The organism is Streptomyces sp. NBC_00637 (genome assembly GCF_045161545.1).
Lineage (GTDB): Bacteria > Actinomycetota > Actinomycetes > Streptomycetales > Streptomycetaceae > Streptomyces.
This window is the reverse complement of the sequence record NZ_CP109046.1, coordinates 912,198-937,117: the sequence shown is the minus strand read 5'-3', so window position 1 is coordinate 937,117 and position 24,920 is coordinate 912,198. Positions and strand designations below refer to the sequence as shown.

At 71.2% G+C, this 24,920-nt stretch carries 25 protein-coding genes; 13 read left to right on the top strand and 12 right to left on the bottom strand.

All coding sequences use genetic code 11. The features are described 5' to 3' along the window. Positions 1–56 precede the first annotated feature (56 nt). Both OG440_RS04035 and OG440_RS04030 read right to left on the bottom strand, forming a co-directional pair. On the bottom strand, positions 57–500 hold the full coding sequence (locus OG440_RS04035) for a hypothetical protein (protein WP_406005428.1): 444 nt from the start codon (positions 498–500) through the stop codon (positions 57–59). Positions 501–546: 46 nt separating this feature from the next. Continuing rightward, positions 547–1,038: an ATP-binding protein gene (locus tag OG440_RS04030; protein ID WP_406005427.1), complete on the bottom strand. Its 492-nt coding sequence runs from the start codon at positions 1,036–1,038 to the stop codon at positions 547–549. Positions 1,039–1,167: 129 nt separating this feature from the next. Between OG440_RS04030 and OG440_RS04025 the strand changes: the two genes are divergently transcribed. Both OG440_RS04025 and OG440_RS04020 read left to right on the top strand, forming a co-directional pair. Next, complete coding sequence (locus tag OG440_RS04025; protein ID WP_406005426.1) at positions 1,168–1,401, top strand: DUF397 domain-containing protein; 234 nt, start codon at positions 1,168–1,170, stop codon at positions 1,399–1,401. Between the two features lie 95 nt (positions 1,402–1,496). Further along, on the top strand, positions 1,497–2,420 hold the full coding sequence (locus tag OG440_RS04020; RefSeq protein ID WP_406005425.1) for a helix-turn-helix domain-containing protein: 924 nt from the start codon (positions 1,497–1,499) through the stop codon (positions 2,418–2,420). A gap of 11 nt (positions 2,421–2,431) precedes the next feature. On the opposite strand, the gene OG440_RS04015 is transcribed toward OG440_RS04020, so the two are convergent. Continuing rightward, the gene (locus OG440_RS04015) at positions 2,432–3,250 is read right to left on the bottom strand and encodes an SAM-dependent methyltransferase (protein WP_406005424.1); all 819 of its coding nucleotides are present in this window, start codon (positions 3,248–3,250) and stop codon (positions 2,432–2,434) included. Positions 3,251–3,426: 176 nt separating this feature from the next. On the opposite strand from OG440_RS04015, the gene OG440_RS04010 reads away from it, so the two are divergent. The 3 genes from OG440_RS04010 (at position 3,427) to OG440_RS04000 (ending at position 5,617) form a co-directional block, all read left to right on the top strand. Beyond that, complete coding sequence (locus OG440_RS04010; protein ID WP_406005423.1) at positions 3,427–4,146, top strand: transcriptional regulator; 720 nt, start codon at positions 3,427–3,429, stop codon at positions 4,144–4,146. Next, complete coding sequence (locus tag OG440_RS04005; protein ID WP_406005422.1) at positions 4,143–5,117, top strand: pyridoxal-phosphate dependent enzyme; 975 nt, start codon at positions 4,143–4,145, stop codon at positions 5,115–5,117. Before OG440_RS04010 ends, OG440_RS04005 begins: the two co-directional genes overlap by 4 nt. 140 nt (positions 5,118–5,257) lie before the next feature. Next, positions 5,258–5,617, top strand: a complete 360-nt coding sequence (locus OG440_RS04000; RefSeq protein WP_406005421.1) for a cupin domain-containing protein — start codon at positions 5,258–5,260, stop codon at positions 5,615–5,617. Between the two features lie 108 nt (positions 5,618–5,725). Here the strand turns inward: OG440_RS04000 and OG440_RS03995 are convergent, their stop codons facing one another. After that, entirely contained in the window at positions 5,726–7,078 is a 1,353-nt protein-coding gene (locus OG440_RS03995; RefSeq protein WP_406005420.1) for a vWA domain-containing protein, read from the bottom strand. Next, positions 7,075–7,932, bottom strand: coding sequence for an AAA family ATPase (locus OG440_RS03990; protein ID WP_406005419.1), 858 nt, complete (start codon positions 7,930–7,932; stop codon positions 7,075–7,077). The genes OG440_RS03995 and OG440_RS03990 overlap by 4 nt, the downstream gene beginning before the upstream one ends. A gap of 124 nt (positions 7,933–8,056) precedes the next feature. On the opposite strand from OG440_RS03990, the gene OG440_RS03985 reads away from it, so the two are divergent. Further along, a complete protein-coding gene (locus OG440_RS03985; RefSeq protein ID WP_406005418.1) occupies positions 8,057–8,650 on the top strand; it encodes a hypothetical protein in 594 nt (197 codons plus the stop codon). 117 nt (positions 8,651–8,767) lie between these two features. Here the strand turns inward: OG440_RS03985 and OG440_RS03980 are convergent, their stop codons facing one another. Next, entirely contained in the window at positions 8,768–9,613 is an 846-nt protein-coding gene (locus tag OG440_RS03980; RefSeq protein WP_406005417.1) for an NAD(P)H-binding protein, read from the bottom strand. 102 nt (positions 9,614–9,715) lie between these two features. Between OG440_RS03980 and OG440_RS03975 the strand changes: the two genes are divergently transcribed. Then, a complete protein-coding gene (locus OG440_RS03975; protein WP_351756772.1) occupies positions 9,716–10,081 on the top strand; it encodes a helix-turn-helix domain-containing protein in 366 nt (121 codons plus the stop codon). A gap of 70 nt (positions 10,082–10,151) precedes the next feature. Here the strand turns inward: OG440_RS03975 and OG440_RS03970 are convergent, their stop codons facing one another. The 6 genes from OG440_RS03970 to rhaI form a co-directional block, all read right to left on the bottom strand. Next, positions 10,152–10,793, bottom strand: coding sequence for a lactate utilization protein C (locus OG440_RS03970; RefSeq protein WP_406005416.1), 642 nt, complete (start codon positions 10,791–10,793; stop codon positions 10,152–10,154). Further along, positions 10,790–12,331 carry a LutB/LldF family L-lactate oxidation iron-sulfur protein gene (locus OG440_RS03965; RefSeq protein ID WP_406005415.1) on the bottom strand — a complete coding sequence of 514 codons (1,542 nt, stop codon included), beginning with the start codon at positions 12,329–12,331 and terminating at the stop codon, positions 10,790–10,792. Before OG440_RS03965 ends, OG440_RS03970 begins: the two co-directional genes overlap by 4 nt. Next, positions 12,328–13,083, bottom strand: a complete 756-nt coding sequence (locus OG440_RS03960; protein WP_406005414.1) for a (Fe-S)-binding protein — start codon at positions 13,081–13,083, stop codon at positions 12,328–12,330. Before OG440_RS03960 ends, OG440_RS03965 begins: the two co-directional genes overlap by 4 nt. Positions 13,084–13,190: 107 nt before the next feature. Next, complete coding sequence (locus OG440_RS03955; protein WP_406011247.1) at positions 13,191–14,627, bottom strand: rhamnulokinase family protein; 1,437 nt, start codon at positions 14,625–14,627, stop codon at positions 13,191–13,193. Between the two features lie 5 nt (positions 14,628–14,632). After that, positions 14,633–16,672 carry a bifunctional aldolase/short-chain dehydrogenase gene (locus tag OG440_RS03950; protein WP_406005413.1) on the bottom strand — a complete coding sequence of 680 codons (2,040 nt, stop codon included), beginning with the start codon at positions 16,670–16,672 and terminating at the stop codon, positions 14,633–14,635. A gap of 143 nt (positions 16,673–16,815) precedes the next feature. Further along, complete coding sequence (gene rhaI / locus OG440_RS03945; RefSeq protein WP_406005412.1) at positions 16,816–17,976, bottom strand: L-rhamnose isomerase; 1,161 nt, start codon at positions 17,974–17,976, stop codon at positions 16,816–16,818. Between the two features lie 261 nt (positions 17,977–18,237). Here rhaI and OG440_RS03940 point away from each other — a divergent pair, with 261 nt between their 5' ends. The 6 genes from OG440_RS03940 to OG440_RS03915 all read left to right on the top strand — a co-directional run bounded on the left by OG440_RS03940 (position 18,238) and on the right by OG440_RS03915 (position 24,845). Beyond that, complete coding sequence (locus OG440_RS03940) at positions 18,238–19,755, top strand: sugar ABC transporter ATP-binding protein (RefSeq protein WP_406005411.1); 1,518 nt, start codon at positions 18,238–18,240, stop codon at positions 19,753–19,755. Then, positions 19,752–20,843, top strand: a complete 1,092-nt coding sequence (locus OG440_RS03935; protein ID WP_406005410.1) for an ABC transporter permease — start codon at positions 19,752–19,754, stop codon at positions 20,841–20,843. Before OG440_RS03940 ends, OG440_RS03935 begins: the two co-directional genes overlap by 4 nt. Continuing rightward, positions 20,836–21,825, top strand: coding sequence for an ABC transporter permease (locus OG440_RS03930; protein ID WP_406005409.1), 990 nt, complete (start codon positions 20,836–20,838; stop codon positions 21,823–21,825). Before OG440_RS03935 ends, OG440_RS03930 begins: the two co-directional genes overlap by 8 nt. 37 nt (positions 21,826–21,862) lie before the next feature. Continuing rightward, positions 21,863–22,942, top strand: a complete 1,080-nt coding sequence (gene rhaS / locus OG440_RS03925) for a rhamnose ABC transporter substrate-binding protein (protein ID WP_406005408.1) — start codon at positions 21,863–21,865, stop codon at positions 22,940–22,942. 71 nt (positions 22,943–23,013) lie between these two features. Then, positions 23,014–23,334 (top strand): L-rhamnose mutarotase, encoded by a 321-nt coding sequence (locus OG440_RS03920; RefSeq protein WP_171401047.1) that lies wholly within the window; start codon positions 23,014–23,016, stop codon positions 23,332–23,334. Positions 23,335–23,420: 86 nt separating this feature from the next. Continuing rightward, the gene (locus OG440_RS03915) at positions 23,421–24,845 is read left to right on the top strand and encodes a BNR repeat-containing protein (RefSeq protein WP_406005407.1); all 1,425 of its coding nucleotides are present in this window, start codon (positions 23,421–23,423) and stop codon (positions 24,843–24,845) included. Positions 24,846–24,920 lie beyond the last annotated feature (75 nt).

The following is a 24,920-nucleotide window of genomic DNA, read 5'->3' as shown; positions in this document are numbered from 1 at the left end:
TACGGCGGTGCGCGGAAGGAGCGGCACCGGGTGGGGTGTGCCCCGGGGCGTGCTGGTCACTCGGCCAGGGTCGCGGCGAGTTCCGTGGTGGCCCGCACTATCTCGGTGTCCGGCTCGGCGAGCAGTTGACGCAGGACGTCGCGCTGGGCGTGGACGGCGTGCCGGGCCGCGCGTTCCCATCCCACGTAGTTGTCGGGGTGGTGCAGCAGCTTGGGATACGCGGCGGCGGTGGTCTCCCACTGCCGGGTGTCGGCGATGCTCTTCAGCAGGCGCAGGATCTCCGCGCGGCAGGTGACCTGGGGAAGCCGGACCAGTTCCCAGAGGAAGGGCACCGTGGCCGCCGTCGCCTCGTCGACGACGAAGCCGAACTGGCAGATGCGGCGGCGCAGTTGACCGAGTGCGGAGCCGGCGCTGTCGGCGTCGCCGCGGGCGACCGTGGTGAGCAGGAAGGGGATGCCCGCCGCGGAGCCGGTGGAATCCTTGATCTCGGGCCATGGCACGTGTCCCAGGTCCTTGAGCGGGGCGGGTCTTTTCGTCGCAGTCATCTCAGGTGTCAGATATCGGGTCGGAGTCGGTGGCGGGACGGGAGCGGGTCGGCAGCATCGCCCAGACGGTCTTGCCCACGGGTGCGCGCCGGGTCCAGCCCCAGTGTTCGGAGAGGGCCTCGATGATGTGCAGTCCGCGGCCGTGTTCCAGGAAGGCGTCCGAGGCGCGCGAGTGGACGGGCAGGCTGTCGCTCGGGTCGGTGACCGCGCACACCAGGTGCGCGCGGCGCAGGGTGAGCCGGAGCCGGATCGGGAACTCGTTCGTCGAGGTGTGCGGGAGCGCGTGCAGGACGGCGTTGGCGGCCAGTTCCGTCACGACGGTGAGCGCGTCGTCGGTGCAGCGCCCCAGGGACCAGCAGTCGAGGGTGCGCTGGGTGAAGTCCCGTGCCTGGGCGAATCCCTCGCGGCTGCCCGTGAGGTACAGGGCGGCGGTTCTGGGGGAGTCGCGGACGGAGACGGACTCGTGGCTCCGGATCTGCGCAGGTGATGACACGGGGCATCTCCCTGAGGCGGCGTCAGGACGTGGAGTTGGAAGTGCGGTTGACGGCATGGCTATTATCCACGCTGACGAGGTCCTCGTGCAATTTCACGAGAAATTGCGCGTACGAGCGAGGAGAGTGCCATGTCGTCAGCGTCGAACGGAGTCCGGGCGAGCTCGCTGGGTGTCCGCTGGATCAAGAGCAGTCACAGCAACGCCGAGGGCAACTGTGTGGAGGTCGCGGCCCTGGAAGGGGGAGGCGTCGCGTTGCGCAACTCCCGCGACCCCGACGGTCCGGCGCTGGTGTACACGCCGGCGGAGGTGGCCGCGTTCGTGGCCGGGGCGAAGGGCGGGGAGTTCGACCACCTGGTCCGATAGAGCTGCATGGAGGCTCAATTCCCGTGCCGCGTGCGCTCGGAGGGCTTCGGATGCGATACTGCGGTCTGTCGTCTGCCGGTCCACGGGGAGTCAGGATGTCCGTCGAGTCGCCTCGAGTGTCCCGTCTCGAACCGTATCTGAACCGGGCCGAGCCCGCCCCGACCTTGCTGAAAATGCTGGTCGGCGTACAGCTGGCGGGTATCCGGGAGGACGCCGGTCTCTCCCAGGACCAGGCCGCGCGGGCCGTCGGGTTCAGTGCGGCGAAGCTGTCGCGCATCGAGGCGGGCAAGGGCCGCAGGCCGCCCGTCGAGGCGGACGTCCGCGCGCTGCTGTCGCTGTACGAGACCGACGACCACGAGGCCTCCGTACTGCTTCGATTGCTGCGGCAGGCGGGTGAACCGGGCTGGTGGCAGCGTTACGACAAGCGGCTCATGCCCGAGTGGTTCGACCGGCTGGTCGGTCTCCAGGAGGCGGCCACCGCGATCCGTACCTTCGAGATCCAGTACGTGCCGGGCCTGTTGCAGACGCCCGCGTACGCGCGTGCCGTCGTCGAGCGCGGGCTGCCCTCGGCCACCTCCCGGGAGGTGGAGCGCCGGGTGGAGCTGCGGACGCGCCGCACCGAACTGCTGCGGCGTCCGGACGCCCCGCGGATCTGGGCGGTCCTCGACGAGTCCGTGCTGCTGCGGGTGCTGGGCGGCCGGGACGTGATGCGCGAGCAGCTCGCCCACCTCGTGGAGCTGGCGGAGCTGCCCCATGTCACGGTCCAGGTCGTGCCGCTGGACGTCACGCACGCCTCCGCGCCGGCCATACCGGTCACCTATCTGCGATTCGGCGGCGTCGATCTGCCCGACGTCGTCTATCTGGAGCAGATCAGGAGCGCGACCTTCCTGGAGGACCGGGACGAGACGGAGGAGTACCGGGTCGCGCTGGACCGGCTCGCCGACGAGGCGCTGGATCCGCGTGCGTCCATGGCGCTGCTGAAGGAGACGGCGGAGCGGCTCTACCCCGCCGCCCCGTGAGGTGAGACGGTTCAGCCCAGACGGCCCACGCCGCCGAACTCGATCCACTCCTGGGTGAGTTGACGCGGCGCGACCTCGGTGTCGGGGCGCCAGGTGGAGACCTCCACGAGCCCCGGTTCGAGGATCTCCGTGCCCTCGAAGAACGAGGCGACGTCGCTCTGCCGGCGCACCCGGCCCCAATGGCCCTGTGTGGCCTTGTCCATGAAGTCGGTGACGAACTCCCTGACCTGGGGATCCTCGCTGACCAGCTGACACATCACCAGGAAGCTGCCGGGCGCGAGGCGTTCCGTCACCCGGCGCACCACCGCCTGCGGGCCGTCGGTGTCGCTGTCGGGGATGCAGTGGAAGACCGAGTTGAAGAGCACGGCCACCGGCTGCGAGAAGTCGATCAGGCGCCGGGTGTCCTCGTGCGCGAAGATCGCCTCGGTCTCGCGCAGATCGGCGTGGATGACGGTGGTCCGCTCGTCCTGCTCCAGCAGGGCCCGGCCGTGCACGAGCACCATGGGGTCGTTGTCGACGTAGACGACATGCGCGGTCGGGTCGACGCGCTGGGCGACCTGGTGCACGTTGTCCTGGGTGGGCAGGCCGGATCCGTGGTCCAGGAACTGCCGGATCCCGAACTCCTGGGTGAGGGTCTTCACGACCCGTTGGAGGAAGCGCCGGTTGTTCAGCGCGAGGGCGCGGGTGCTGGGGACGACCTTGTCGAGTTCCTCGCAGGCCGCCCGGTCGGCCGCGTAGTTGTCCTTGCCGCCCAGGTAGTGGTCGTACATGCGCGCCGCTGTGGGGACGCCCGCATCGATCGACGTGGACAGCTGCTTGCCAGGCTGCATCTCTTCCCCCAGATCGCCGCCGTGCCACGAACGGGCGCGGTCGACAACCCATCCTAGATAAGCGGCAATTGGCGACACCACCCCCTTGATCGACGGTTCCCCTGAAGGTGTCCGCGCGGCCGCCTCCGATCCTGGACTGCTGGTCCAGTGTCTGGACGTGTGGTCTAATCGATGTCATGGAATCCCGGGAGACCGAGCGGGACGTGATCCTGCGTGCGCTCACCCCCGTCGTCGACGGGATCGCGGCGACGTTCGGGCCGGTGTGCGAGGTGGTGCTGCACGACTACCGCCGACCGGAGAAATCCGTCGTCGCCGTGGCCGGATCGGTGACGGGCCGGACGGTCGGCGGGGCGATGAGCGAGATCGGCATGCGGGTCCTCGCCCGGGGCGCCGACGCCGTCGACGAGCTGAACTACGTCACCCGCACCGGCGCCGGACGGCTGGTGAAGTCGTCCACGATGGTGCTGCGCGACTCGGCGGGCGCCGTCTTCGGGGCGCTGTGCGTCAACGTGGACGTCACCGAGGTCGATCGGGTGCAGGGCCTGCTGGCCGCGCTCGCGGGAGCGGCGGGCGGCCGGGCCGAGACCCCGGTGACCACGTTCGGCGACGACATCGACTCCGTCGTCGACGCCCTCCTCGACGCGCATCTGCGGAGGCAGGACCAGACCTGGGCCGGCCTCGACCGGGCGCGGCGCCTGACGCTGTTCCGCAGCCTGGACGAACGCGGCGTGTTCGCCGTACGCCGTGCGATCGAACAGGTCGCCGCCCGCCTAGGCATCTCCCGCGCCTCCGCCTACAGCTACCTCTCCCAGGCCAGGGCCACAGCCGATACCCCGGCCCATGGCACCGCCACCACCGAAGGCACCGACGACCACCCCGAGGGAGCACACCCGTGACGACCACACCCCCGCCGATCACCCTCGACGACGTGCGCGACGCGGCAGCCCGGCTCAAGGGCGTCGCGCACCGCACGCCCGTGCTCCGCTCCCGCACCCTGGACGCGCTGGTGGGCGCCGAGGTCCTGCTGAAGTGCGAGAACTTCCAGCGCGTCGGCGCGTTCAAGTTCCGCGGCGCCTACAACGCCGCCTCCCGGCTGGCCCCCGAGCAGCTCGCCCGGGGCATCGCCGCCTACTCCTCCGGCAACCACGCCCAGGCCGTCGCCCTGGCAGCGCGCGAACTCGGCACCACCGCCGTGATCGTCATGCCCGAGGACGCGCCCCGCTCCAAGCGGGCGGCGACGGAGGGCTACGGCGCCGAGATCGTGACCTACGACCGCTTCACCGGCGACCGGGTGGCCATCGCCGAGGCGCTGGCCGCCGAGCGGGGTCTGGCGCTGATCCCGCCCTACGAGCACCCGCACGTCATGGCGGGGCAGGGCACCGCCGCGCTCGAACTGATCGAGGAGGCGGGCGAGCTGGACGCCCTGCTGGTACCGGTCGGGGGCGGCGGACTGATCGCCGGCAGCGCGACCGCGGTCAAGGGGCTGCGGCCCGGCACCCGGATCGTCGGGGTGGAACCGGAGGCCGGGGACGACACGAAACGGTCGCTGGAGGCGGGCCGGCGGGTCGAGATCGCGGTGCCGCGCACCATCGCCGACGGCCAGGCCCTGAACACGCCCGGGGAGCTGACCTTCTCGGTGAACCGGCGGCTGGTGGACGAGATCGCCCTGGTCTGTGACGACGAGATCCGCGCCGCCATGCGGTTCGCCTTCGAACGGCTGAAGATCGTGGTGGAGCCGAGCGGCGCCACCCCGATCGCGGCCCTCCTCGCCGGGCGGGCCGGTGCTCTGCCCCCGCGCGTCGGCGTGATCATCTCCGGCGGCAACATCGACACGGGCCGGTTCGCCGAGCTGTGCGGCGGCTCCTGAGGGCCGCCGTGACCGATTGGCGGCCCTCGTGGGACGGGCGGAGGATGGAGGGGTGGGGCTCGGCCCCCGACCGGCGACGTCCAGGCCGCCGGGGAGACCGGCCCCGGCCGTGGTGAGGCGCGGCCGGAAGGAGGAGCGTCATGATGGAAGTGAAGGCGCTCGCGAAGCCGGACGAGCGGCGCGATTTCCCCCGCGGTCACCTCGAGGCGGTCCATATGACGGGACTGGACTTCGCCGTGGCGACCTTCGAACCGGGATGGCGCTGGTCCGAGTCGCTGGCGTCGCTCGCGGGCACCGACACCTGCCAGATCCACCACAACGGATACGTGGTCCAGGGCCGTATGCACATCACCATGGACGAGGGCGGCGAGGGCGAACTGGGCCCAGGCGACGTCTTCGTGGTGTCGCCCGGCCATGACGCCTGGGTCGTGGGCGACGAACAGTGCGTGGTGTACGACTTCGCCGGGTCGATGGCCAAGGACTACGCGAAGGCGAAGTAGGGCGAAGTAGGGCCGGACCGAGCCCGGCGGCCCCGGACCGAAGGCGACCGCCCCCGACCCACGGCTTCCCTCCCCGGCCAGGGGTCCGCCCAGGCCGGGGCAACCGTCTCAGACCGGGAGCAACCGCCCTACCAGTGCGCCGAGTTGGTGAGCGTTGCGGCACTCGTGCATCGCGACCGACTCGGCGTACTCGGGGGCCGCCGAGTCGCCCGTGCCCCACAGGGACCGGGGCTCCGGGTTCAACCAGTGCACATGACGGGCCTGTTCGGCGATCTGCCGCAGCGCGGCCAGGTTCGGATCGCTCATGTTCGTCCGGGCGTCGCCGAGCACGAACACCGTGGAGCGGGGGCCGACCGCCGCACCGTACCGCTGGGCGAACTCGCCCAGGGCCATGCCGTAGTCGCTGCTGCCGTGGTAGCCCGTCAGGTTCGCCTCGGACCGGATGCGGGCGCCGAGACCCTCCGGATCGGCGGCGCCGCGTTCGAGCAGGCCGGTCACCTCGTCGACGCGGTTGACGAAGGCGAACACCCGCACCTTGCCGAACTGGTCGTGCAGTGCCTGCACCAGCAGCATCGTGAAGTCGGAGAAGCCGGACACCGACCCCGACACATCGCACAGCAGCACCAGTTCGGGACGGGCCGGACGGCGGCGGCGCAGCACGGGCCGCATCGGAACACCGCCCGTCGACAGCGAGCCGCGCAGGGTACGCCGCAGGTCGATGGTGCCCCGGGAGGCCCGGCGCCGGCGCGCGGCCATCCGGGTCGCCAGCTTGCGGGCCAACGGCTGTACCGTCCGCCGCAGTTCGGCCAGCCGGTCCTTCCCGGCGTACAGGAAGTCGACCCGGTCGGCGGTGGGCGCCACCGCCCGCCGGGCGATCTCGTCCCGCCCCCGGCGCTCCGCCACCCGGCGCCGCGCCTCCCCGGCCACCAGGCCGCGGAAGGCCTCGATGCGCCGCCGGATCTCGTCCTCCAGGAGGCGGTCGGTGAACCCGGCGCCGCCACCCCGGGCGCGGATGTCGTCCCGCACCCGGGCAAGCAGCGTCTGCGGGCGCAGGCGTTCCAGCGTCTGGTGCGACGACCAGCCGTCGGAACCGGGCGAACTCCCGTACCCGCCCAGCCCGTCGACCGCCTCGATCGCCAGCCGGGCCAGCATCGCCGCGTCGTCGGCGGCGAGCGCGGCGGCCAGCCGGTCACGCAGGTCGTCCCGGTCGCCGGGATCTCCCTCGGGCGCGCCCACTCCGTACGGGAAGTACAGGTCGAAGACGGTGTCGAAGACCCGCCGCTGGTCCGGGGCGTGCAGGAGCGTGGCGGCGAGCCCCTCGCGCAGCAGGCCGCGGTCGGCGAACCCCAGTGCCGCCGCCGCCTCCGCGGCGTCCACCGTCTCTCCGGTGCCGACGCGCAGGCCGTGCGCCCGCAGCGCGGCGACGAAGCCGACCAGCCGGTCGCCGACCTCGGCGCTCACACGGCGTCCAGGTCGAGCTTCGCGCCGGCCTTCAGGATGTCGTCCTGGTGCTTGAGGATCACGCCCAGGCTGTCGCGTACGACGTGCTCGTCGAGAGCGGTGGCGCCGAGCGCGAGCAGGGTGCGCGCCCAGTCGATGGTCTCGGCGACGGAGGGCGCCTTGCGCAGGTCCATCGCGCGCAGCGCGCCGATCACCCGGACCACGGACTCGGCCAGCGCGGCTTCGATGCCGGGTACCTTCAGCCGGACGATCCGCCGCTCCAGTTCCTCGTCGGGGAAGTCGATGTGGAGGAACAGGCAGCGGCGGCGCAGCGCCTCCGACAGCTCACGGCTCGCGTTGGAGGTGAGGAGCACGAACGGACGGCGCGTGGCGGTGATCGTGCCGAGTTCGGGGACGGTGACCTGGAAGTCGCCGAGTACTTCGAGGAGCAGTCCCTCCACCTCGACATCGGCCTTGTCGGTCTCGTCGATCAGCAGGACGGTCGGCTCGTCGCCGCGGATGGCGGTCAGCAGGGGGCGGGGGAGCAGGAACTCCTCGCTGAAGATGTCCGTGCGGGTCTCGTCCCATGTCTCGTCGCGGCCCGCGGTGATGCGCAGCAACTGCTTGGCGTGGTTCCACTCGTACAGCGCCCGGGACTCGTCGACGCCCTCGTAGCACTGGAGCCGCACCAGCCGGGCCCCCGCCACCTGGGCCACGGCCTTGGCGAGTTCCGTCTTGCCGACTCCGGCGGGGCCCTCCACCAGCAGCGGCTTGCCGAGCCGGTCGGCGAGGAAGACGGTCGTGGCGACGGCGGGGGAGGCCAGGTAGCCGCTCTCGGCGAGCCGGGCGGAGACATCGTCGACGGACGTGAACAACGGGGCCTCCCGGCGGATCGGTGGTGGTCTCGGCAAGCGTTCGATCACCTATCTAAGCGCTTGTTCACCCTGGTTGTCATCAGCGGCCGGGGGCGTTGTCGGTGGCGGGCGGTACGTTGCGATCATGGGTGTCTATCTGGTGAGCGTCACCGCGCGGGACTGGTCGGAGCCCGGCGAGGACGGGTACGGGGACGTCGCGGCCGCGCTGAACACGGAGTTGCGGCGGCGCGGGCTGCCGCCGTACGCGCCGCGCGCGGCGGCCGTGCGTGGCGCGCGCGGCTGGTTCGAGGAGAAGATCAGCCCCTCGATGGACGGCTTCACCGCGCTGTGCCGGGCGCACCTGACCGGTGCGGAATCGTCCGCCCTCCTCGACTGGTCCGTCCTGGTGCCGCTGCCGCTGGAGGAGGAGATCGTGCTCCCGGTCGCCACCGCGTACACCGGGGACGAGACGTCGGTCGCGGGCGCGGCCCGGGTCCTCGCCCTGGCCGAGCGGCTGGCCGGAGCCGTCGCGTTGCCGCTGGACGCGCTACCGGCGGGTGAGAACCTCGCGCTGAGCCTGTGGTTCATGGAGGAGTTCAAGGGCGGCGGGGCGAGGAAGGCGGCCGAGGCGCGGCCGGGGCCGTGGGCCGACGACCCCGACGCGGCCTTCTATGTCGCGCTGTACCTGCGCGCCGCCCAGTACTCCCTGCGGCACGGCTGCCCGATGACCTACGTCTGACCGTCGATCGCGGCCACGGCCGCGAGCGGGGACCACCATCGCCGCATCGCCGCCGCGGCGCACCCCCGGGCACCGCCGCAGCGGCTCACCGACGCGCCGATTCACCGACTCGCCGACTCACCGGAACGCGGCCGCGTTCCGGCGCGCCCACTCCTCGAAGGGGCGCGGCGCGCGGCCCAGCACGCGTTCCACGTCCGGGCTCACTAGGCGTTCGGCGGGCGTCGGTTCGCCGAGGATGGACAGGGTGGTCTCGACGACCGGCTCGGGCATGAACGCCAGCATCTGCGCGCGCGCCTCCTCCCGCGTCTGCTCGACGAACCGGACCGGCTCGCCGATCGCCCTGCCGATGGCCTCCGCCCGCCCGCGCGGCGTCGTGGGGGCGGGCCCGGTCAACTCGTGGATCCGGCCGTGATGTCCCTCCTCGCGCAGGGCCACGGCGGCGACCGCGGCGATGTCGGCCGGGTCGACGGTGGGCAGACCGATGTCGCCGAAGGGGGCCGCGACGGTGCGGTGGACGCGGACCGGCTCCGCCCAGGCGAAGGCGTTGGAGTGGAAGCCGCCCGGCCGCAGGATCGTCCACCGCAGCCCCGACTCCCGCACGGCGTCCTCGATCGCGCCCGCCAGCCGGCCGTGCGACTCCGACTCCGGCCGGGTCGACACCCCTTGGGACGACAGCAGCACGACGCGGCCGACCCCGGCGGACTTGGCCACGTCGAGGAGATCGCGCGGGCTGAGCAGATGGAGGCCGGCGCCACCGTTCTGGAGGAACAGGGCCTCGGCCCCGTCGAGCACCGGCCGCAGGCTCTCCGCGTCGGTGAGATCCGAACGCGACGGCCGCACGGCGTCCGGGACGTCGGTCTGCGAGATGTTCCGGGACGTGGCGGTCACCCGCTCGCCCTCGGCCGCCAGGAAACGGACCAGTTCACGGCCGACGTTCCCGGTCGCCCCCGTCACTACGATCATGGGTAACTCCTTGTTCCGCATGGGTGGTTGACCTCGCGGAACGACGCTAACACCGCCGGTATAGTAGGTACCCAGAGGAAAGTGGCTTCCCGAGAGGTGCGCATGACCGGCGACCCGACCGATCCCGAACTGGCCTGCCCCATCGCCCCTGTCGTGGACATCGTCTTCAGCCGCTGGACCACGCCGATCCTGTGGACGCTGCACGCCCGGGGCCGTCAGCGCTTCGGCGAGCTGGAGCGCGCGATCACGAACATCACGCCCAAGGTGCTGACCCAGCGACTGCGCCAACTCGAGCGGGACGGGCTGGTGGTGCGCACCTACCACCCGGAGGTGCCCCCGCGCGTCGAGTACGAGATCAGCGAACTCGGCCTCAGCCTGGCCCCGCTCTTCGCCCACCTCGCCGACTGGGCCACCGGAAACCTGCCCAAGGTGGCGCAGGCCCGGGAGGGGTACGACCAGAGGGGATGAGACCGGTCCGCGGCGCCCCGCACCCCCGGCGGCCTTCCGGACGGCGCTCCACTCGCCGGAGCGGAGGTGCTCAGCCGACCAGGATCACTTCGAGGGTGCGCGGGCCGTGCACCCCCTCCACCCGGTCCAGCTCGATGTCGCTGGTCGCCGAAGGACCCGAGATCCACGTCAACGGGCGCGCCGGATCCAGCCGTTCGAGCGCCTGCGGCACGGAGGACACCACCTGCTCGGGCACCCGCACCACACAGATGTGGTGGTCCGGGACCAGGGTGATCCGGCGCCGCCCCTGGTCGGGACCGCCGTCCAGCACGATCGTCCCGGTCTCGGCGACCGCCACCGCGCACGCCGTCACCACGCTGTCCACCCGGTCGAGTTCGGGCGCGCCGCTCTCCGCCCGGTCCGCCACCCGGGTGGCCTCCGCCTCCGCCAGCCACGTCTCGTCGAGGCCGGGCGGCACGAGCACGGTCGACGCCTCGCGCTCCGTGAGCAACCGGGCCAGCACGGACGGCAGTTCGTCCGCACCGCACCGGTGCACGACGGCCCGGTAGTCCGCCAGGTTCTCCGCGAGCAGTTCGACCGTCTCCTCGGTGCTCCTGGCGCCGTGCTCGCGCAGATAGTCGCGCGCGACGGCCTCCCCGTACGGGGTGTCGTCCTGCGGCACATCGGCCAGCGCGCGCCGCACCCGGCCCAGAATCCGCTCCCTGCTGCTCACTTCGCCGACCCCTTCCCGGTGGTCCCGTCCCCGGTGGTCCCGTTTTCGATGTTCACGTTTCCGGTGTTCACGGCGGTTTCGCCGTGGGTACGCCGCCACCAGTCGCGGAACGGCTCCGCGGGTACCGCCGGCAGATCCCGCGTATCACTCCAGGCGCTGCCGGGACCGGGCAGCGTACGAGGGTGGAACCGGCGGGTCCGGGACGCCAGCCGCTGCCCGGCGCGCAGGGCGCCGGGCCGGCCGAACGCCCAGCGCGCCGCCCGCATCGCGGCCCGCTCGGCGCCATGACCCTTGGCCGGCTTCAGCACCACCTTGTTGCCCTCCCGCGTCACCGGGCCGCCCTGGACGACCCGTTCGCGCAGGTGCACCAGCACCTCCGGGATGTCGATGGCGACCGGGCACACCTCGTAGCAGGCACCGCACAGCGACGAGGCGTACGGCAGGGAGGCGTCGATCTCGCTCTGGGTGCCGCGGAGCTGGGGGCTGAGGATCGCGCCGATCGGACCCGGGTAGACCGAGCCGTAGGCATGGCCGCCGGCCCGCTCGTACACCGGGCACACGTTCAGACAGGCGGAGCAGCGGATGCAGCGCAGGGCCTGCCGGCCGACCTCGTCGGCGAGGGTGTCGGTGCGGCCGTTGTCCAGCAGCACCAGATGGAAGGTGCTCGGGCCGTCGCCGTCCGTGGTGCCCGTCCAGGTCGACGTGTACGGGTTCATGCGCTCGGCCGTCGAGGAACGGGGGAGCGTCTGGAGGAAGACCTCCAGGTCACGCCAGGTCGGCACGATCTTCTCGATGCCGACGACGGAGATCAGCGTCTCGGGGAGGGTGAGACACATCCGGCCGTTGCCCTCGGACTCGACGACCACCAGGGTGCCGGTCTCGGCGACCATGAAGTTCGCGCCGGAGACGCCGACCTTGGCGCGCAGGAACTTCTCGCGCAGGTGCAGGCGGGCGGCGTCGGCGAGTTCGGCGGGGGTGTCGGTCAGCCCCTCGGGGGCGGGGCGGCCCCACTCGCTCATCTCGCGGGCGAAGATCTCCCGGATCTCGCCCCGGTTGCGGTGGATCGCCGGGACCAGGATGTGCGACGGCCGGTCCTTGCCCAGCTGCACGATGAGCTCGGCGAGGTCGGTCTCGTAGGCGCGGATGCCCTCCGCCTCCAGCGCCTCGTTGAGGCCGATCTCCTGCGTGGCCATGGACTTGACCTTGACGACCTCCGACTCGCCGGTCTCCTTGACCAGGTCGGCCACGATCCGGTTGGCCTCGTCCGCGTCGGCGGCCCAGTGGACGACGCCGCCCGCCGCCGTCACCGACTCCTCCAACTGCACGAGATAGCGGTCGAGATGACGCAGCGTGTGGTCCTTGATCCGCTTGCCCGCCTCCCGCAGCTCCGCCCAGTCGGACACCTCGGCCACGGCAGCCGCCCGCTTGGCCCGGATGGTGTGCGTGGCGTGCCGCAGATTGGCGCGCAGGGTCTGGTTGCCGACCGCCTCGTGCGCGGCCTTCGGGAAGGCGGGCATTCCCACGAACGTTCCGCTCATGACGCCGGCTCCTCCTTCGTGCTCGCCAGGATCTCCGCGAGGTGCACGGGCCGCATGCCGGTCTCCAGCCGGGCCATGGTCCCGCCGATGTGCATCAGGCAGGAGTTGTCCGCCGCGCACAACACCTCGGCGCCGGTGGACTCGGCGTTGCGCACCTTGTCGGCGCCCATCGCCGCCGAGACGTCGGCGTTCTTCAGCGCGAAGGTCCCGCCGAAGCCGCAGCACTCGTCGGCGCCCGGCAGCTCCACCAGCTCCAGCCCCTCGACCGCCCGGAGCAGCCGCCGGGGCCGCTCCCCGAGGCCCAGGCTCCGCAGCCCGTGACACGTCGGGTGGTAGGTCACCGTGTGCGGGTAGTACGCGCCGACGTCGGTCACCCCGAGCACGTCCACGAGGAACTCGGTGAGCTCGTACGTCTTCGGGACCACCGGCGCCAGGGTGGCGGCGAGGGTGTCCCCGCGGCCCTCGGCCCGGGCCCGCTCGCCCATCCGCGGATACAGCTCCCGCACCATCGCCCCGCACGATCCGGAGGGCGTCACGATCGCCTCGTAATCCCCGAATACATCGGAGAAATGCCGGGCAAGGGGCTCGGCCTCATGGCGGTAGCCGGTGTTGTAGTGCGCTTGGCCGCAGCAGGTCTGGGCCATCGGGAAGTCGACCTCGACGCCCAGCCTGGTCAGCAGTTTCACCACTGCGCGGCCGGTCTCCGGATAGAGCGTGTCGTTGACACAGGTGAGGAACAGTGCGACACGCATCGCGGCTCCTTGCGGTTGGGTCATCGGATGAGTGCTGGGGGCACCACCCACACGCGTGCAGCGTAGTGGGGGAAGGCCGGTGCGGGGGCCCGGGGGGAGACCCCGGCTCACCGCGTGGTGAGCCGGGCCTCCGCTTCGCGCCATCGCCCGGTGCCGCCCTGCGGCTCGTAGCGGGTCAGGGGCTGCGTACGGGCGAGCAGCCGGCGCATGTCGGTCCGGTCGCCGACCAGTCCGTGCGCCCGCGCCTGGACCAGCACGTTTCCGAGCGCGGCGGCCTCCGTCGGACCGGCCACCACCGGCAGTCCGCACGCGTCGGCGGTCAGCTGGCACAGCAAAGTGTTGCGGGTGCCGCCGCCGACGATGTGCACGACGTCGACGGGGTGGTCGGCGAGCCGCCGGGCCTCCTCGACGGCCCGCCGGTGGGCCAGGGCGAGCGAGTCGAGGATGCACCGGGTGATCTCTGCGGGCGAGGCGGGCACCGGCTGTCCCGAGGCGCGGCACGCCTCGGCGATCCGCTCCGGCATCCGCCCGGGCGCCAGGAACGCGGCGTCCCCGGCGTCCACGACCGAGCGCAGCGCGGGCACCTCCGCGGCTTCCCGCAGCAACCCGCCCAGATCGGGGTCGCCCCAGGCCCGCAGACATTCCTGGAGGAGCCACAGCCCCATGATGTTGCGCAGGTAGCGGACCGTGCCGTCCAGCCCGAGCTCGTTGGTGAAGTTGGCGGCCCGGCTCTCCTCGGTGAGGACGGGCGCCGTCAGCTCCAGGCCGGCCAGCGACCAGGTGCCGGTGCAGATGTAGGCGAACCGCTCACCGGTCGCCGGGACCGCGGCCACGGCGGAGGCGGTGTCGTGCGAGCCGACCGTCGTCACCGGCACGGGCCCGGTCAGCCCCGTCTCCTCCAGCACCTCGTCGCGCAGCAGCCCCGCCGGGTCGCCGGGGCGCCGCAGCGGCGCGAACAGCTCCAGGTCGATGCCCAGCCGGGCGGCGGTGTCGTACGACCAGTCGCCCGTCCGGGGATCGATCAGCTGGGTGGTGGAGGCGTTGGTGAGCTCGGTGCCCTGCTCACCCGTCAGCCAGTACGCCAGCAGGTCGGGGATGAGCAACAGGCGGCGGGCGTGGGCCAGTTGGCGTGTCCCGTGGGCCGCCGTGAGCTGGTAGAGGGTGTTGAAGGGCGCGTACTGGAGGCCGGTGGCCGCATAGAGCTCGGCCGCCGGAACGGTCGCCCACACCTTCTCGGCGACCCCCTCGGTGCGGGCGTCCCGGTAGTGCACCGGGTTGCCGAGCAGGGCCCCGTCGGCGTCGAGCAGGCCGTAGTCCACGGCCCAGCTGTCGATGCCGACCGAGTCTACCGGGCCCGCCGCCCGCAGCCCGGCCAGTACCCCCGCGTACAGGGACAGCACATCCCAGCGCAGTCCCTCCGGAACCCGGACCGGCCGGTTGGGGAAGCGGTGCGCCTCCGCCAGTTCCAGGAAGTCCGGGCCCACCCGGCCGACCATGACCCGTCCGCTGGACGCGCCGAGGTCGACCGCCGCGTACGACCGCACGGCCGTCACCGGAGGAACGCGGCCGCCACACCCGCGTCGACGGGGACGTGCAGTCCGGTGGTGTGGGTGAGTTCGCCGCCGGTGAGCGCGAAGACCGCGCCCGCGACGTGTTCCGGCAGCACCTCACGCTTGAGGATGGTCCGCTGGGCGTAGAACTCGCCGAGCTTCTCCTCCTCGATGCCGTAGGTCGCGGCCCGCTGCGCGCCCCAGCCGCCGGCGAAGATGCCCGACCCGCGCACCACACCGTCCGGGTTGACGCCGTTGACGCGGATGCCGTGCTCGCCCAGCTCGGCGGCCAGCAGCCGGACCTGGTGGGCCTGGTCGGCCTTGGTCGCGGAGTAGGCGATGTTGTTCGGGCCGGCGAACACGGCGTTCTTCGACGCGATGTAGACGATGTCGCCGCCCAGCTCCTGCGCGATCATCACCCGCGCGGCCTCGCGCGAGACGAGGAACGAACCGCGGGCCATGATGTCGTGCTGAAGGTCCCAGTCGCGTGCCGTCGTCTCCAGCAGCGGCTTGGAGATGGAGATCCCCGCGTTGTTGACGACGAGGTCGACCCCGCCGAAGGCGAGCGCGGCGGCCCGGAAGGCGGCGGCGATCTGTTCCTCGGAGGTCACGTCGACGGTGACGGCGACCGCCTTGTCGGCCCCGCCGAGCTCGTCGGCGACGGCGGCGGCGTTCTCGGCGTTCAGATCGGCGACCACGACACACGCGCCCTCGGCGACCAGCCGCCGGGCGATGGCCTTGCCGATCCCGCTGCCGGCCCCGGTGACCAGGGCCACCCGGGTGGCCAGCGGCTTCGGCGCGGGCATCCGCCGGAGCTTGGCCTCCTCCAGGGCCCAGTACTCGATGCGGAACTTCTCCGACTCCTCGATCGGCGCGTACGAGGACACCGCCTCCGCGCCGCGCATCACGTTGATCGCGTTGACGTAGAACTCGCCGGCCACGCGCGCGGTCTGCTTGTCCTTGCCGAAGGAGAACATGCCCACGCCCGGGACCAGCACGATCGCCGGGTCGGCGCCGCGCATGGCGGGCGAGTGGGCGTCGGCGTGCCGGGCGTAGTAGGCGGCGTACTCCTCGCGGTACTCGGCGTGCAGCTCCTTGAGCCGCGCGACCGCGTCCTCCACCGCGACGGTGGGCGGCAGGTCCAGGACCAGCGGCCGCACCTTGGTCCGCAGGAAGTGGTCGGGGCAGGAGGTGCCGAGCGCGGCGAGCCGGGGGTGCTCGGCCCGGGCCACGAAGTCGAGTACGGCGTCGGAGTCGGTGAAGTGCCCCACCTGAGGGCGGTCCTGGGAGGCGATGGCCCGCACGTACGGCGCGAGGGCGGCGGCCCGCTCCCGGCGCTCGTCCTCGGGCAGCGCGGTGTAGCCGTCGAGGACCGGCCCGAACGGGTCGGCCTTGCCCTTCTCCGCGAGGAAGGCCTCGGCGGTGCGGATGATGTGCAGCGAGTTGCGCTCGCACTCCTCGGAGGTGTCGCCCCAGGCGGTGACGCCGTGGCCGCCCAGGACCACGCCGATCGCCTGCGGGTTGGCCGCCTTGATGGCGGCGATGTCCAGTCCCAGCTGGAACCCGGGACGCCGCCAGGGCACCCACGCGACCGTGTCCCCGAAGCATTCGGCGGTCAGCTTCTCCCCGTCGGCCGCGCAGGCGAGCGCGATCCCGGAGTCGGGGTGCAGGTGATCGACATGGGCGGCCTCGACGAGCCCGTGCATCGCGGTGTCGATGGACGGCGCGGCCCCGCCCTTGCCGTGCAGGCAGTAGTCGAACGCGGCGACCATCTCGTCCTCGCGCTCGACACCCGGGTACACGTCGACGAGTCCCCGCAGCCGGTCCAGCCTCAGCACGGCCAGCCCGGCCTCGGTGAGCGTGCCGAGGTCGCCGCCCGACCCCTTGACCCACATCAGCTCGACGTCCCCACCGGTCACGGGATCGACATCGGTGCCCTTGGCGGACGTGTTCCCGCCGGCGTAGTTGGTGTTGCGGGGATCGGCGCCGAGCCGGTGTGACCGATCGAGGAGGGCGTCGGCTTCGGGGTGGGTGGACATGCGGATTCCTTACTTCTCGAACGCGGGCGACGGAACGCGCCCGGAAAGGGGCGCGGGGCTGTATCGATGTGCGGCTGCCGCCGCGCGGGCGCGACCAGCCACAACGGGCCCGCGGTCCGCGACGGACAGGTGACGGCTGACGCCTACGCCCCCCACCCCGCCTGCTCCCCACCGACCCGGGAGGCGACGATCTTCTCGGCGTACCCGGACGCCCGGTAGGCCACCATGGGCTCGGGGTCCAGCCCCATCTCCTCCCGGACCTCACGCAGCAGCGGACGGACGTCCGTGTTGTACGCGTCCATGACGACCGCGTTCGCCTCCAGCACATCCCCGGAAGCCTGCGCGGCGGCCAGCGCCGACCGGTCGACCAGCAGCGCCTTCGCCGTCGCCTCCTGGACGTTCATCACGGACCGGATGATCGCCGGGATCTTCGCCTCGATGTTGTGGCACTGGTCGAGCATGAACGCCACGTCGGAGGTGAACCCGCCCCCGCGCACGACCTCGTACATGATCCGGAACAGCTGGAACGGGTCGGCGGCGCCCACCATCAGGTCGTCGTCCGCGTAGAACCGGGAGTTGAAGTCGAACCCGCCGAGCTTCCCCTCGCGCAGCAGCGTGGCGACGATGAACTCGATGTTGGTGCCGGGCGCGTGGTGTCCGGTGTCCACCACGACCTGCGCCTTGGGGCCGAGCTTCAGACAGTGCGCGTAGGCCGTGCCCCAGTCCGGCACGTCCGTGGAGTAGAAGGCGGGCTCGAAGAACTTGTACTCCAGCAGCATCCGCTGCCCGTCCCCGAGCCGCTCGTACACCGCGGAAAGACCCTCGGCGAGCCGGTCCTGCCGCTCCCGGAGGTCGTCCTGGCCGGGATAGTTCGTGCCGTCGGCGAACCACAGCTTCAGATCCGCGGAGCCGGTCGCGTCCATGATGTCGACGCACTCCAGCAGATGATCGAGAGCCTTGCGCCGCACCGCCGCGTCCGGGTGGCAGATGCTGCCCAGCTTGTAGGCGTCGTCCTGGAAGGTGTTGGAGTTGATCGCCCCCAGCTTCACCCCGCGGTCCTCCGCATGTTTCGCAAGTGCGGAGTAGTCCTCCACCTTGTCCCACGGGATGTGCAGGGCGACGGTCGGGGCCACACCGGTGAACGCGTGCACCTGGGCCGCGTCGTCCAGCTTCTCCTGCGGGGTGCGCGGGACGCCCTCCTGGGCGAACACCTTGAAACGGGTGCCTGAGTTCCCGTACGCCCACGACGGCGTTTCGACGGCCTGGGTCTTCAGAGCGGCCTTCACCGCGGCGAGGTCGGTCACTTCGGGCTCCTGAGACATCGGTCCGGAACAACTCCCGGATGAAACGATTCAGAACGGGAAGCTATGAGCCCGAGGGGAGAGTGTCAACCCCTCCGGACTGCAACGCCCTTCGTGACCGCCGCGTGACCTTCGGCTATCGAAAACTTTTCGAGACGTACCCATTGACGTGACATGGCCGGGATGCCTAACGTCCCGGCAATCCAGTTGAAACCTTTCACGACGCCGTGAGGCCACGTCCCGGGCGTCGTCGAGGAGCCATCCATGACCCACCCGTCCGACGCGGGACCGGCCCCGGTGCTGGCGTTGAGGGACGTATCCAAGTCCTTCGGCGCCGTTCGCGCCCTGCGGGGCGTCTCCCTGGAGCTGTTCCCCGGCGAGGTGCACGCCCTCGCCGGCGAGAACGGCGCGGGCAAGTCCACGCTCATCAAGAGCCTCGCGGGGGTGCACCGGCCCGACACCGGTCAGGTGCTGCTCGACGGTGAGCCCGTCGTCTTCCACGGCCCCGGCGACGCCCGCGACGCCGGCATCGCCGTGATCTACCAGGAGCCCACGCTCTTCCCCGACCTGTCGATCGCCGAGAACATCTTCATGGGCCGCCAGCCCCGGCGCGCTCTCGGCCGCATCGACCACAAGGCCACCCACTCGGCCACCGCCGACCTGATGCGACGCCTGGGCGTCGAGCTCGACCCCGACCGTCCGGCGCGCGGCCTGTCCATCGCGGACCAGCAGATCGTCGAGATCGCCAAGGCGCTCTCCTTCGACGCCCGGGTCCTGATCATGGACGAGCCGACCGCCGCTCTCACCGGCAGCGAGGTCGCCCGGCTGTTCGGCGTCGTACGCACCCTGCGCGAGCAGGGCGCGGCGGTGCTGTTCATCTCGCACCGGCTGGAGGAGATCTTCGAGATCTGCCAGCGGGTGACGACCCTGCGCGACGGGGCGTGGATCGCCAGCGAGCCGCTGGCGGACATGACCGAGGACGACCTGGTCCGCCGGATGGTCGGCCGCGACCTCGACGAGCTCTACCCCAAGCAGGACGTGACACCGGGCGAGGTCGCCCTCAGCGTCCGCCGGCTGACCCGTGAGGGGGTCTTCACCGACGTCTCCTTCGAGGTCCGCCGCGGCGAGATCGTCGGCCTCGCCGGACTCGTCGGCGCCGGGCGTACGGAGGTCGCCCGGGCGGTCTTCGGCATCGACCGCTGGGACGCCGGGGAGGTCGCGGTGGACGGCCGCACCCTGACGAACGGCGCACCCTCCACCGCGATGGCCGCCGGACTCGCGCTGGTCCCCGAGGACCGGCGGGCCCAGGGCCTGGTGATGGACATGTCCATCGAGCGCAACATCGGCCTGACCGGCCTGCGCACAACCGTGAAGGCCGGTCTGATGGACCGGGGCGCCGAGCGCAGCCGCTCCCTCGACTGGGCGGTCAAGCTCCAGGTGAAGTACGCCCGGATCGCGGACACCGTCAACACGCTGTCCGGCGGCAACCAGCAGAAGGTCGTCCTCGCCAAGTGGCTGGCCACCGGCCCCAAGGTGCTCATCGTCGACGAGCCGACCCGAGGCATCGACGTCGGCACCAAGGCCGAGGTGCACCGGCTGCTCAGCGAGCTGGCCGCCGACGGGGTCGCCGTCCTGATGATCTCCTCCGACCTGCCCGAGATCCTCGGCATGGCCGACCGCGTGCTGGTGATGCACGAGGGCCGCCTCGCCGCCGAGATCCCCCGTACCGAAGCCACCGAGGAAACCGTGATGGCCGCAGCCACCGGGAGGGCAGCCGCATGACGGTGACCACCTCTCACGAGGCCCCCGTCGCCGAGGTGCCGAAGTCCAGTGGCACCCGGCTGGTCGACCGCGTCTTCAAGATGCGCGAACTCGCCATCCTGGTCGTCTTCCTGGTGATGATCGCCGTCACCCAGGCCGGCAACAGCGAGTTCCTGTCCGAGCAGGGCATCAAGGACCTGCTGCTGAACGCGACCATCCTGGTGCTGGTCGCCACCGGCCAGTCCCTGGTCGTCATCACCCGCAACGTCGACCTGTCGGTCGGCTCCACCCTCGGCATCAGCGCCTTCGCCGCGGGTACCTATCTGCACGGCGGCGGCAACCCGGTGATCGCGATCGTGCTGGCGGTCCTGCTGGGCATCGGCTTCGGGCTGCTGAACGGCCTGCTGGTCAGCCTCGGCCAGGTGCCGGCCCTCGTCGTCACCCTGGGCACGCTGTACATCATCCGCGGTATCGACTCCATCTGGGTCGGCTCCCGCCAGATCACCGCGGCCGACCTGCCGAACTCGTTCGTCGACTTCGGCTCCGGCGGTCTCTCGGCGGTGCCGTGGCTGGCGCTGATCGCGCTCGCCGTCCTCGTCGCCACCGCGTACTACCTCAAGCACTTCGGCAGCGGCCGTGAGCTGTACGCGCTCGGCTCCAACCCGGAGGCCGCCCGGCTCGCCGGCATCCCGGTCCGCAAGCGGATCCTCGCCGCCTACACCTTCTGCGGCGGTCTCGCCGGCCTCGCCGGGGCGATGTACCTGGCCCGGTTCGGCAACGTCGACTCCGGGACCGGCAACGGCTACGAACTCACCGTCGTCAGCGCGGTCGTGGTCGGTGGCGTCGTCTTCACCGGCGGCTCCGGCAGCGTCTACGGCGCGGCCCTCGGCGCCCTGCTCCTCACCTCCATCAACAGCGTCCTGCCCGCGCTCGGCGTCAGCTCGGTCTGGGTGCTCGCCATCAACGGCGTGCTGCTCCTGCTGGCCATCGCGGTCGACCGGGTGGTCGCCCTGCGGGTGGCGGCCGCGCTGAAGAAGAAGTCGGCCGCGGCCCGCACCACCGCCCCCGTGAAGACCACCGTCAAGAAGGGAGACGCCGGCCATGCCTGAGTCGCTCACCCGCGCCGTCCGCTGGGACACGGTCGTCGGCGCCCTCCTGATCGTCCTGCTGCTGTTCTCGTTCTCCTTCGTGGACGGCTTCGGCAACGCCCTCAACCTGTCGTTCCTGATCGGCAACACCCTGCCGATCGCGCTCATCGCGCTGCCGATGACCCTGCTGGTCGTCGCCGGCGAGATCGACCTGTCCGTCGCCTCCACCGCCGGGCTGTCCGGCGCGGTGATGGGCGCCCTGTGGAACCAGGGCCTGACGATCGAGGCGATCATCCCGATCTGCCTGCTGCTCGGTGTGGTGTGCGGGCTGGTCAACGGCCTGCTCGTGACCCGCCTCGGGCTTCCCTCGCTGGCCGTCACCATCGGCACCATGGCCGCCTACCGGGGCATCGCGCAGATCGTGCTCGGCTCCGACGCGGTCACCGACTTCCCCACCCAGTACCTGGACTTCGCGGCCGGCCGGCTCGGGGACACCTTCCTCCCGCAGGCCTTCCTGCCCTTCGTCGTCCTGCTCGCGATCGCCGTGGTCGTCCTGCACGCCACCCCGTTCGGCCGCTCGCTGTTCGCCATCGGCGCCAGCGAGGAGGCCGCCCGGTTCGCCGGCATCCGGGTCAGGCGGCACAAGCTGATCCTGTTCACGGTGACCGGTCTGATGGCCTCCCTCACCGGCATCTTCTGGGCCCTGCACTACGCCAGCGCCCGCTACGACAACGCCACCGGCCTCGAACTCTCCGTCATCGCGGCCGTCCTGCTCGGCGGTATCGACTTCGACGGAGGCAAGGGCACGCTCGGCGGCGCGATCGCGGGAGTCTTCCTGCTCGGCGCCGCGCAGAACGTGATGAGCCTCCAGGACGTCTCCGCCCAGTCGCAGATCGTCGTCACCGGCGTTCTGCTCGTCGTCTCCGTGCTCGGCCCCCGGGTCGCACGGCAGATCTCCGTCGCGAGGGCGGGCCGACAAGCCGCCTCGACACCGACGTCGTAACCCGCTCCGTCCACCCTCGTAAAGGACTCACACCACCATGCGCAAGTCATCGCTGCGTCGCGCCTGTGCGACCCTCGCCGTCGTCTCCTCCCTCGCCCTCGCCGCCACCGCCTGCGGCGGCACCACCAAGGAGGACGTCAAGAACGACGGCGCCTCGGCCGCCGCCACCGGCAAGGCCGACCCGAACGCGGCCACCAAGAAGGGCCTGACCGTCGGCTTCCTGCCCAAGCAGGTCAACAACCCCTACTTCACCTCCGCCGACAAGGGCGGCGAGGCGGCCCTGAAGACGCTGGGCTCCAGCTACAAGGAGGTCGGTCCCTCCAGCGCCACCGACACCTCCAGCCAGGTCTCCTACGTCAACACCCTCACCCAGCAGCAGGTCGACGCGATGGCCGTGTCCGCCCAGGACCCGGGCGCCCTGTGCACCGCGCTCAAGCAGGCCATGAGCAACAAGATCAAGGTCGTCACCTACGACTCGGACACCAACCCCGAGTGCCGCAACGCGTTCGTCTCGCAGGCGTCCGCCGAGGACCTGGGCCGTACCGAGGTGCAGCTGCTCGCCGAACAGATCGGCTACAAGGGCGAGATCGCGATCCTGTCGGCCGCGCAGACCGCGACGAACCAGAACACCTGGATCGACTTCATGAAGGACGAGCTGAAGGACGCCAAGTACAAGGACGTCAAGCTCGTCAAGGTGGCGTACGGCAACGACGACGCCCAGCAGTCGTTCCAGCAGACCCAGGGCCTGCTCCAGCAGTACCCGAACCTGAAGGGGATCATCTCCCCGACGACCGTCGGCATCAAGGCGGCGGCCCAGTACCTGTCGGGCTCCAAGTACAAGGGCAAGGTCAAGCTGACCGGCCTCGGCACCCCGAACGACATGCGCACCTACGTCAAGAACGGCACCGTCGACGCGTTCGAGCTGTGGGACCCCTCGAAGCTCGGCGCGCTGGCCGCCCAGACGGCGGTGGCGCTCGTCTCGGGCCAGATCACCGGCGCGGAGGGGGAGACCTTCAAGGCCGACGGCACCACGTACACGATCGGCAAGGACGGCGTGATCAGCCTCGGCAAGCCGACCGTGTTCGACGCCAAGAACATCGACCAGTTCAACTTCTAGCCGGTTCCGGTCCCGGCTGATCCCTTCTGGTGGCCGGTCGGCTCACCCCCCCCACAGAGGAGCGGTACTTCATGCAGCGTGTCTGTTTCCTGCTCAAGGTCCGTCAGGACCGGCTCGCCGAGTACCGCGAACGCCATGCCGCCGTGTGGCCGGAGATGCTGGAAGCTCTCTCGGCCACCGGCTGGCACAACTACTCGCTCTTCCTGAGAGACGACGGCCTGCTCGTCGGCTATCTGGAGACCGAGGACTTCGCCGCCGCCCAGGCCGGCATGGAGGCCACCGACGTCAACGCCCGTTGGCAGGCGGAGATGGCCCCGTTCTTCGAGTCCCTCGACGGAGCCCGGCCCGACGAGGCGATGAAGCCTCTCACCGAGGTGTTCCACCTCGCCTGACACCCCCGGCTCCCCGCTGTCCCCACCGTCCCCCCGCTGCTGTTCCCCTCCGGTTCCCGCTCTCGCAGACGATGGAGTCCCCCGAGATGAGACGACGCACCCTGCTGGCCGGCGCTCTCCTCAGCGCCGCGGCGTCCCCCCTGCTCGCCGCCGGCACCGCCCGCGCCGCCGACCCCGGCCCTTCGGTCACCAGGAAGGCCACCACCCGACTCGACGCCACGGCCGTGTTCTTCGTGTCCTACGACGGCCTGGTCAACAACAACTCGTTCCAGAAGAACGGCCTGCTGACCTACAAGGGCTACCAGTACGCCACCTGGTACACCTCCACCGGCAACGCGGTCGTCGCCCGCCGCGTACTCGGCGGCACCGCCTGGTCGACCGTCACCCTCTCCCACGTCCTCAAGGCCAGCGACTCCCACAACGTCATCTCCATGGGCGTCTCCAAGGTCGACGGCAGGCTCCACCTGAACATGGACTCCCACAGCAACGGCTTCTTCTACGTGAAGTCGGTCGCCGGACTCCTGGACAACCCGGCGACCACCTCCTGGACGTCGTCCGTCTTCGGCGCCGTGCAGACCACCCTCGACGGCCTCACGCTCACCACCCAGTTCACCTACCCGCAGTTCGTCGCCACCCCCGAGGGCAAGCTCCAGCTGAGCTACCGGGTCGGCATCTCCGGCAACGGCCGCAACGCCCTCGCGGAGTACGACGGCTCCGGCTGGACGAACCTCGGCGAGTGGTCCAGCTCCACCGGCACCTACACCAGCGAGCACGGCTCCTCGACCGTGCGCAACATGTACCTGCACGGCATCGACTACGACGTCAACGGCCGGCTGCACTCCTTCTTCACCTGGCGCGAGCAGAACGCCGCCGTGATGTGCTCCAGCGGCGGCATCACCAACCACGACACCGGCTACGTCTACTCCACCGACCGCGGCCGCACCTGGCGCAACAACGCGGGCACCCTCGTCGGCACCACGGGCGGCTCCGACACGGTCGCCGTCACGGACGCCGGACTCGTCGTGGACGCGATCAACCCCGACCACTCCCTGATGAACCAGGAGAGCCAGGCCACCGACTCCACCGGCCTCCCGCACGCGATCATCAGCTACGTCCCCGGCCGCTTCGGCCAGTGCACCACCAACTACGTCAACGACCGCACCGCCAACGGCCGCGCCTTCCACCTCCGCAAGAACTCCTCGGGGACCTGGCAGAAGACGGAGATCCCCGTCGTCCTCGGCTCCAGCCAGCGCACCAAGCTGATCCTGGACAAGTACGACAACGCGTACGCGATCTTCCCCTTCGGCCGGATCGCCGGGGCCTCCAAGGACTCCGGCTACACGGACTGGACGGTGCTCTTCGACGGCAGCGGCCTCAACGCCTTCGGCGAGGTCGTGATCGACGAACTGCGCGTCAAGGCCGACAACGTCCTGTCGTTCATGTACCAGGAGAAGTCGAGCGGGACGACCCCCTCGGCGCTCCACGTCGTCGACTTCGCACTGCCCGCATGACCCGTACCCGTACCCGTACCCGGACAGGGGTGCGGTCCGGTGACGGTACTGTGAAGGCCGTCCCGCCGTACCCCG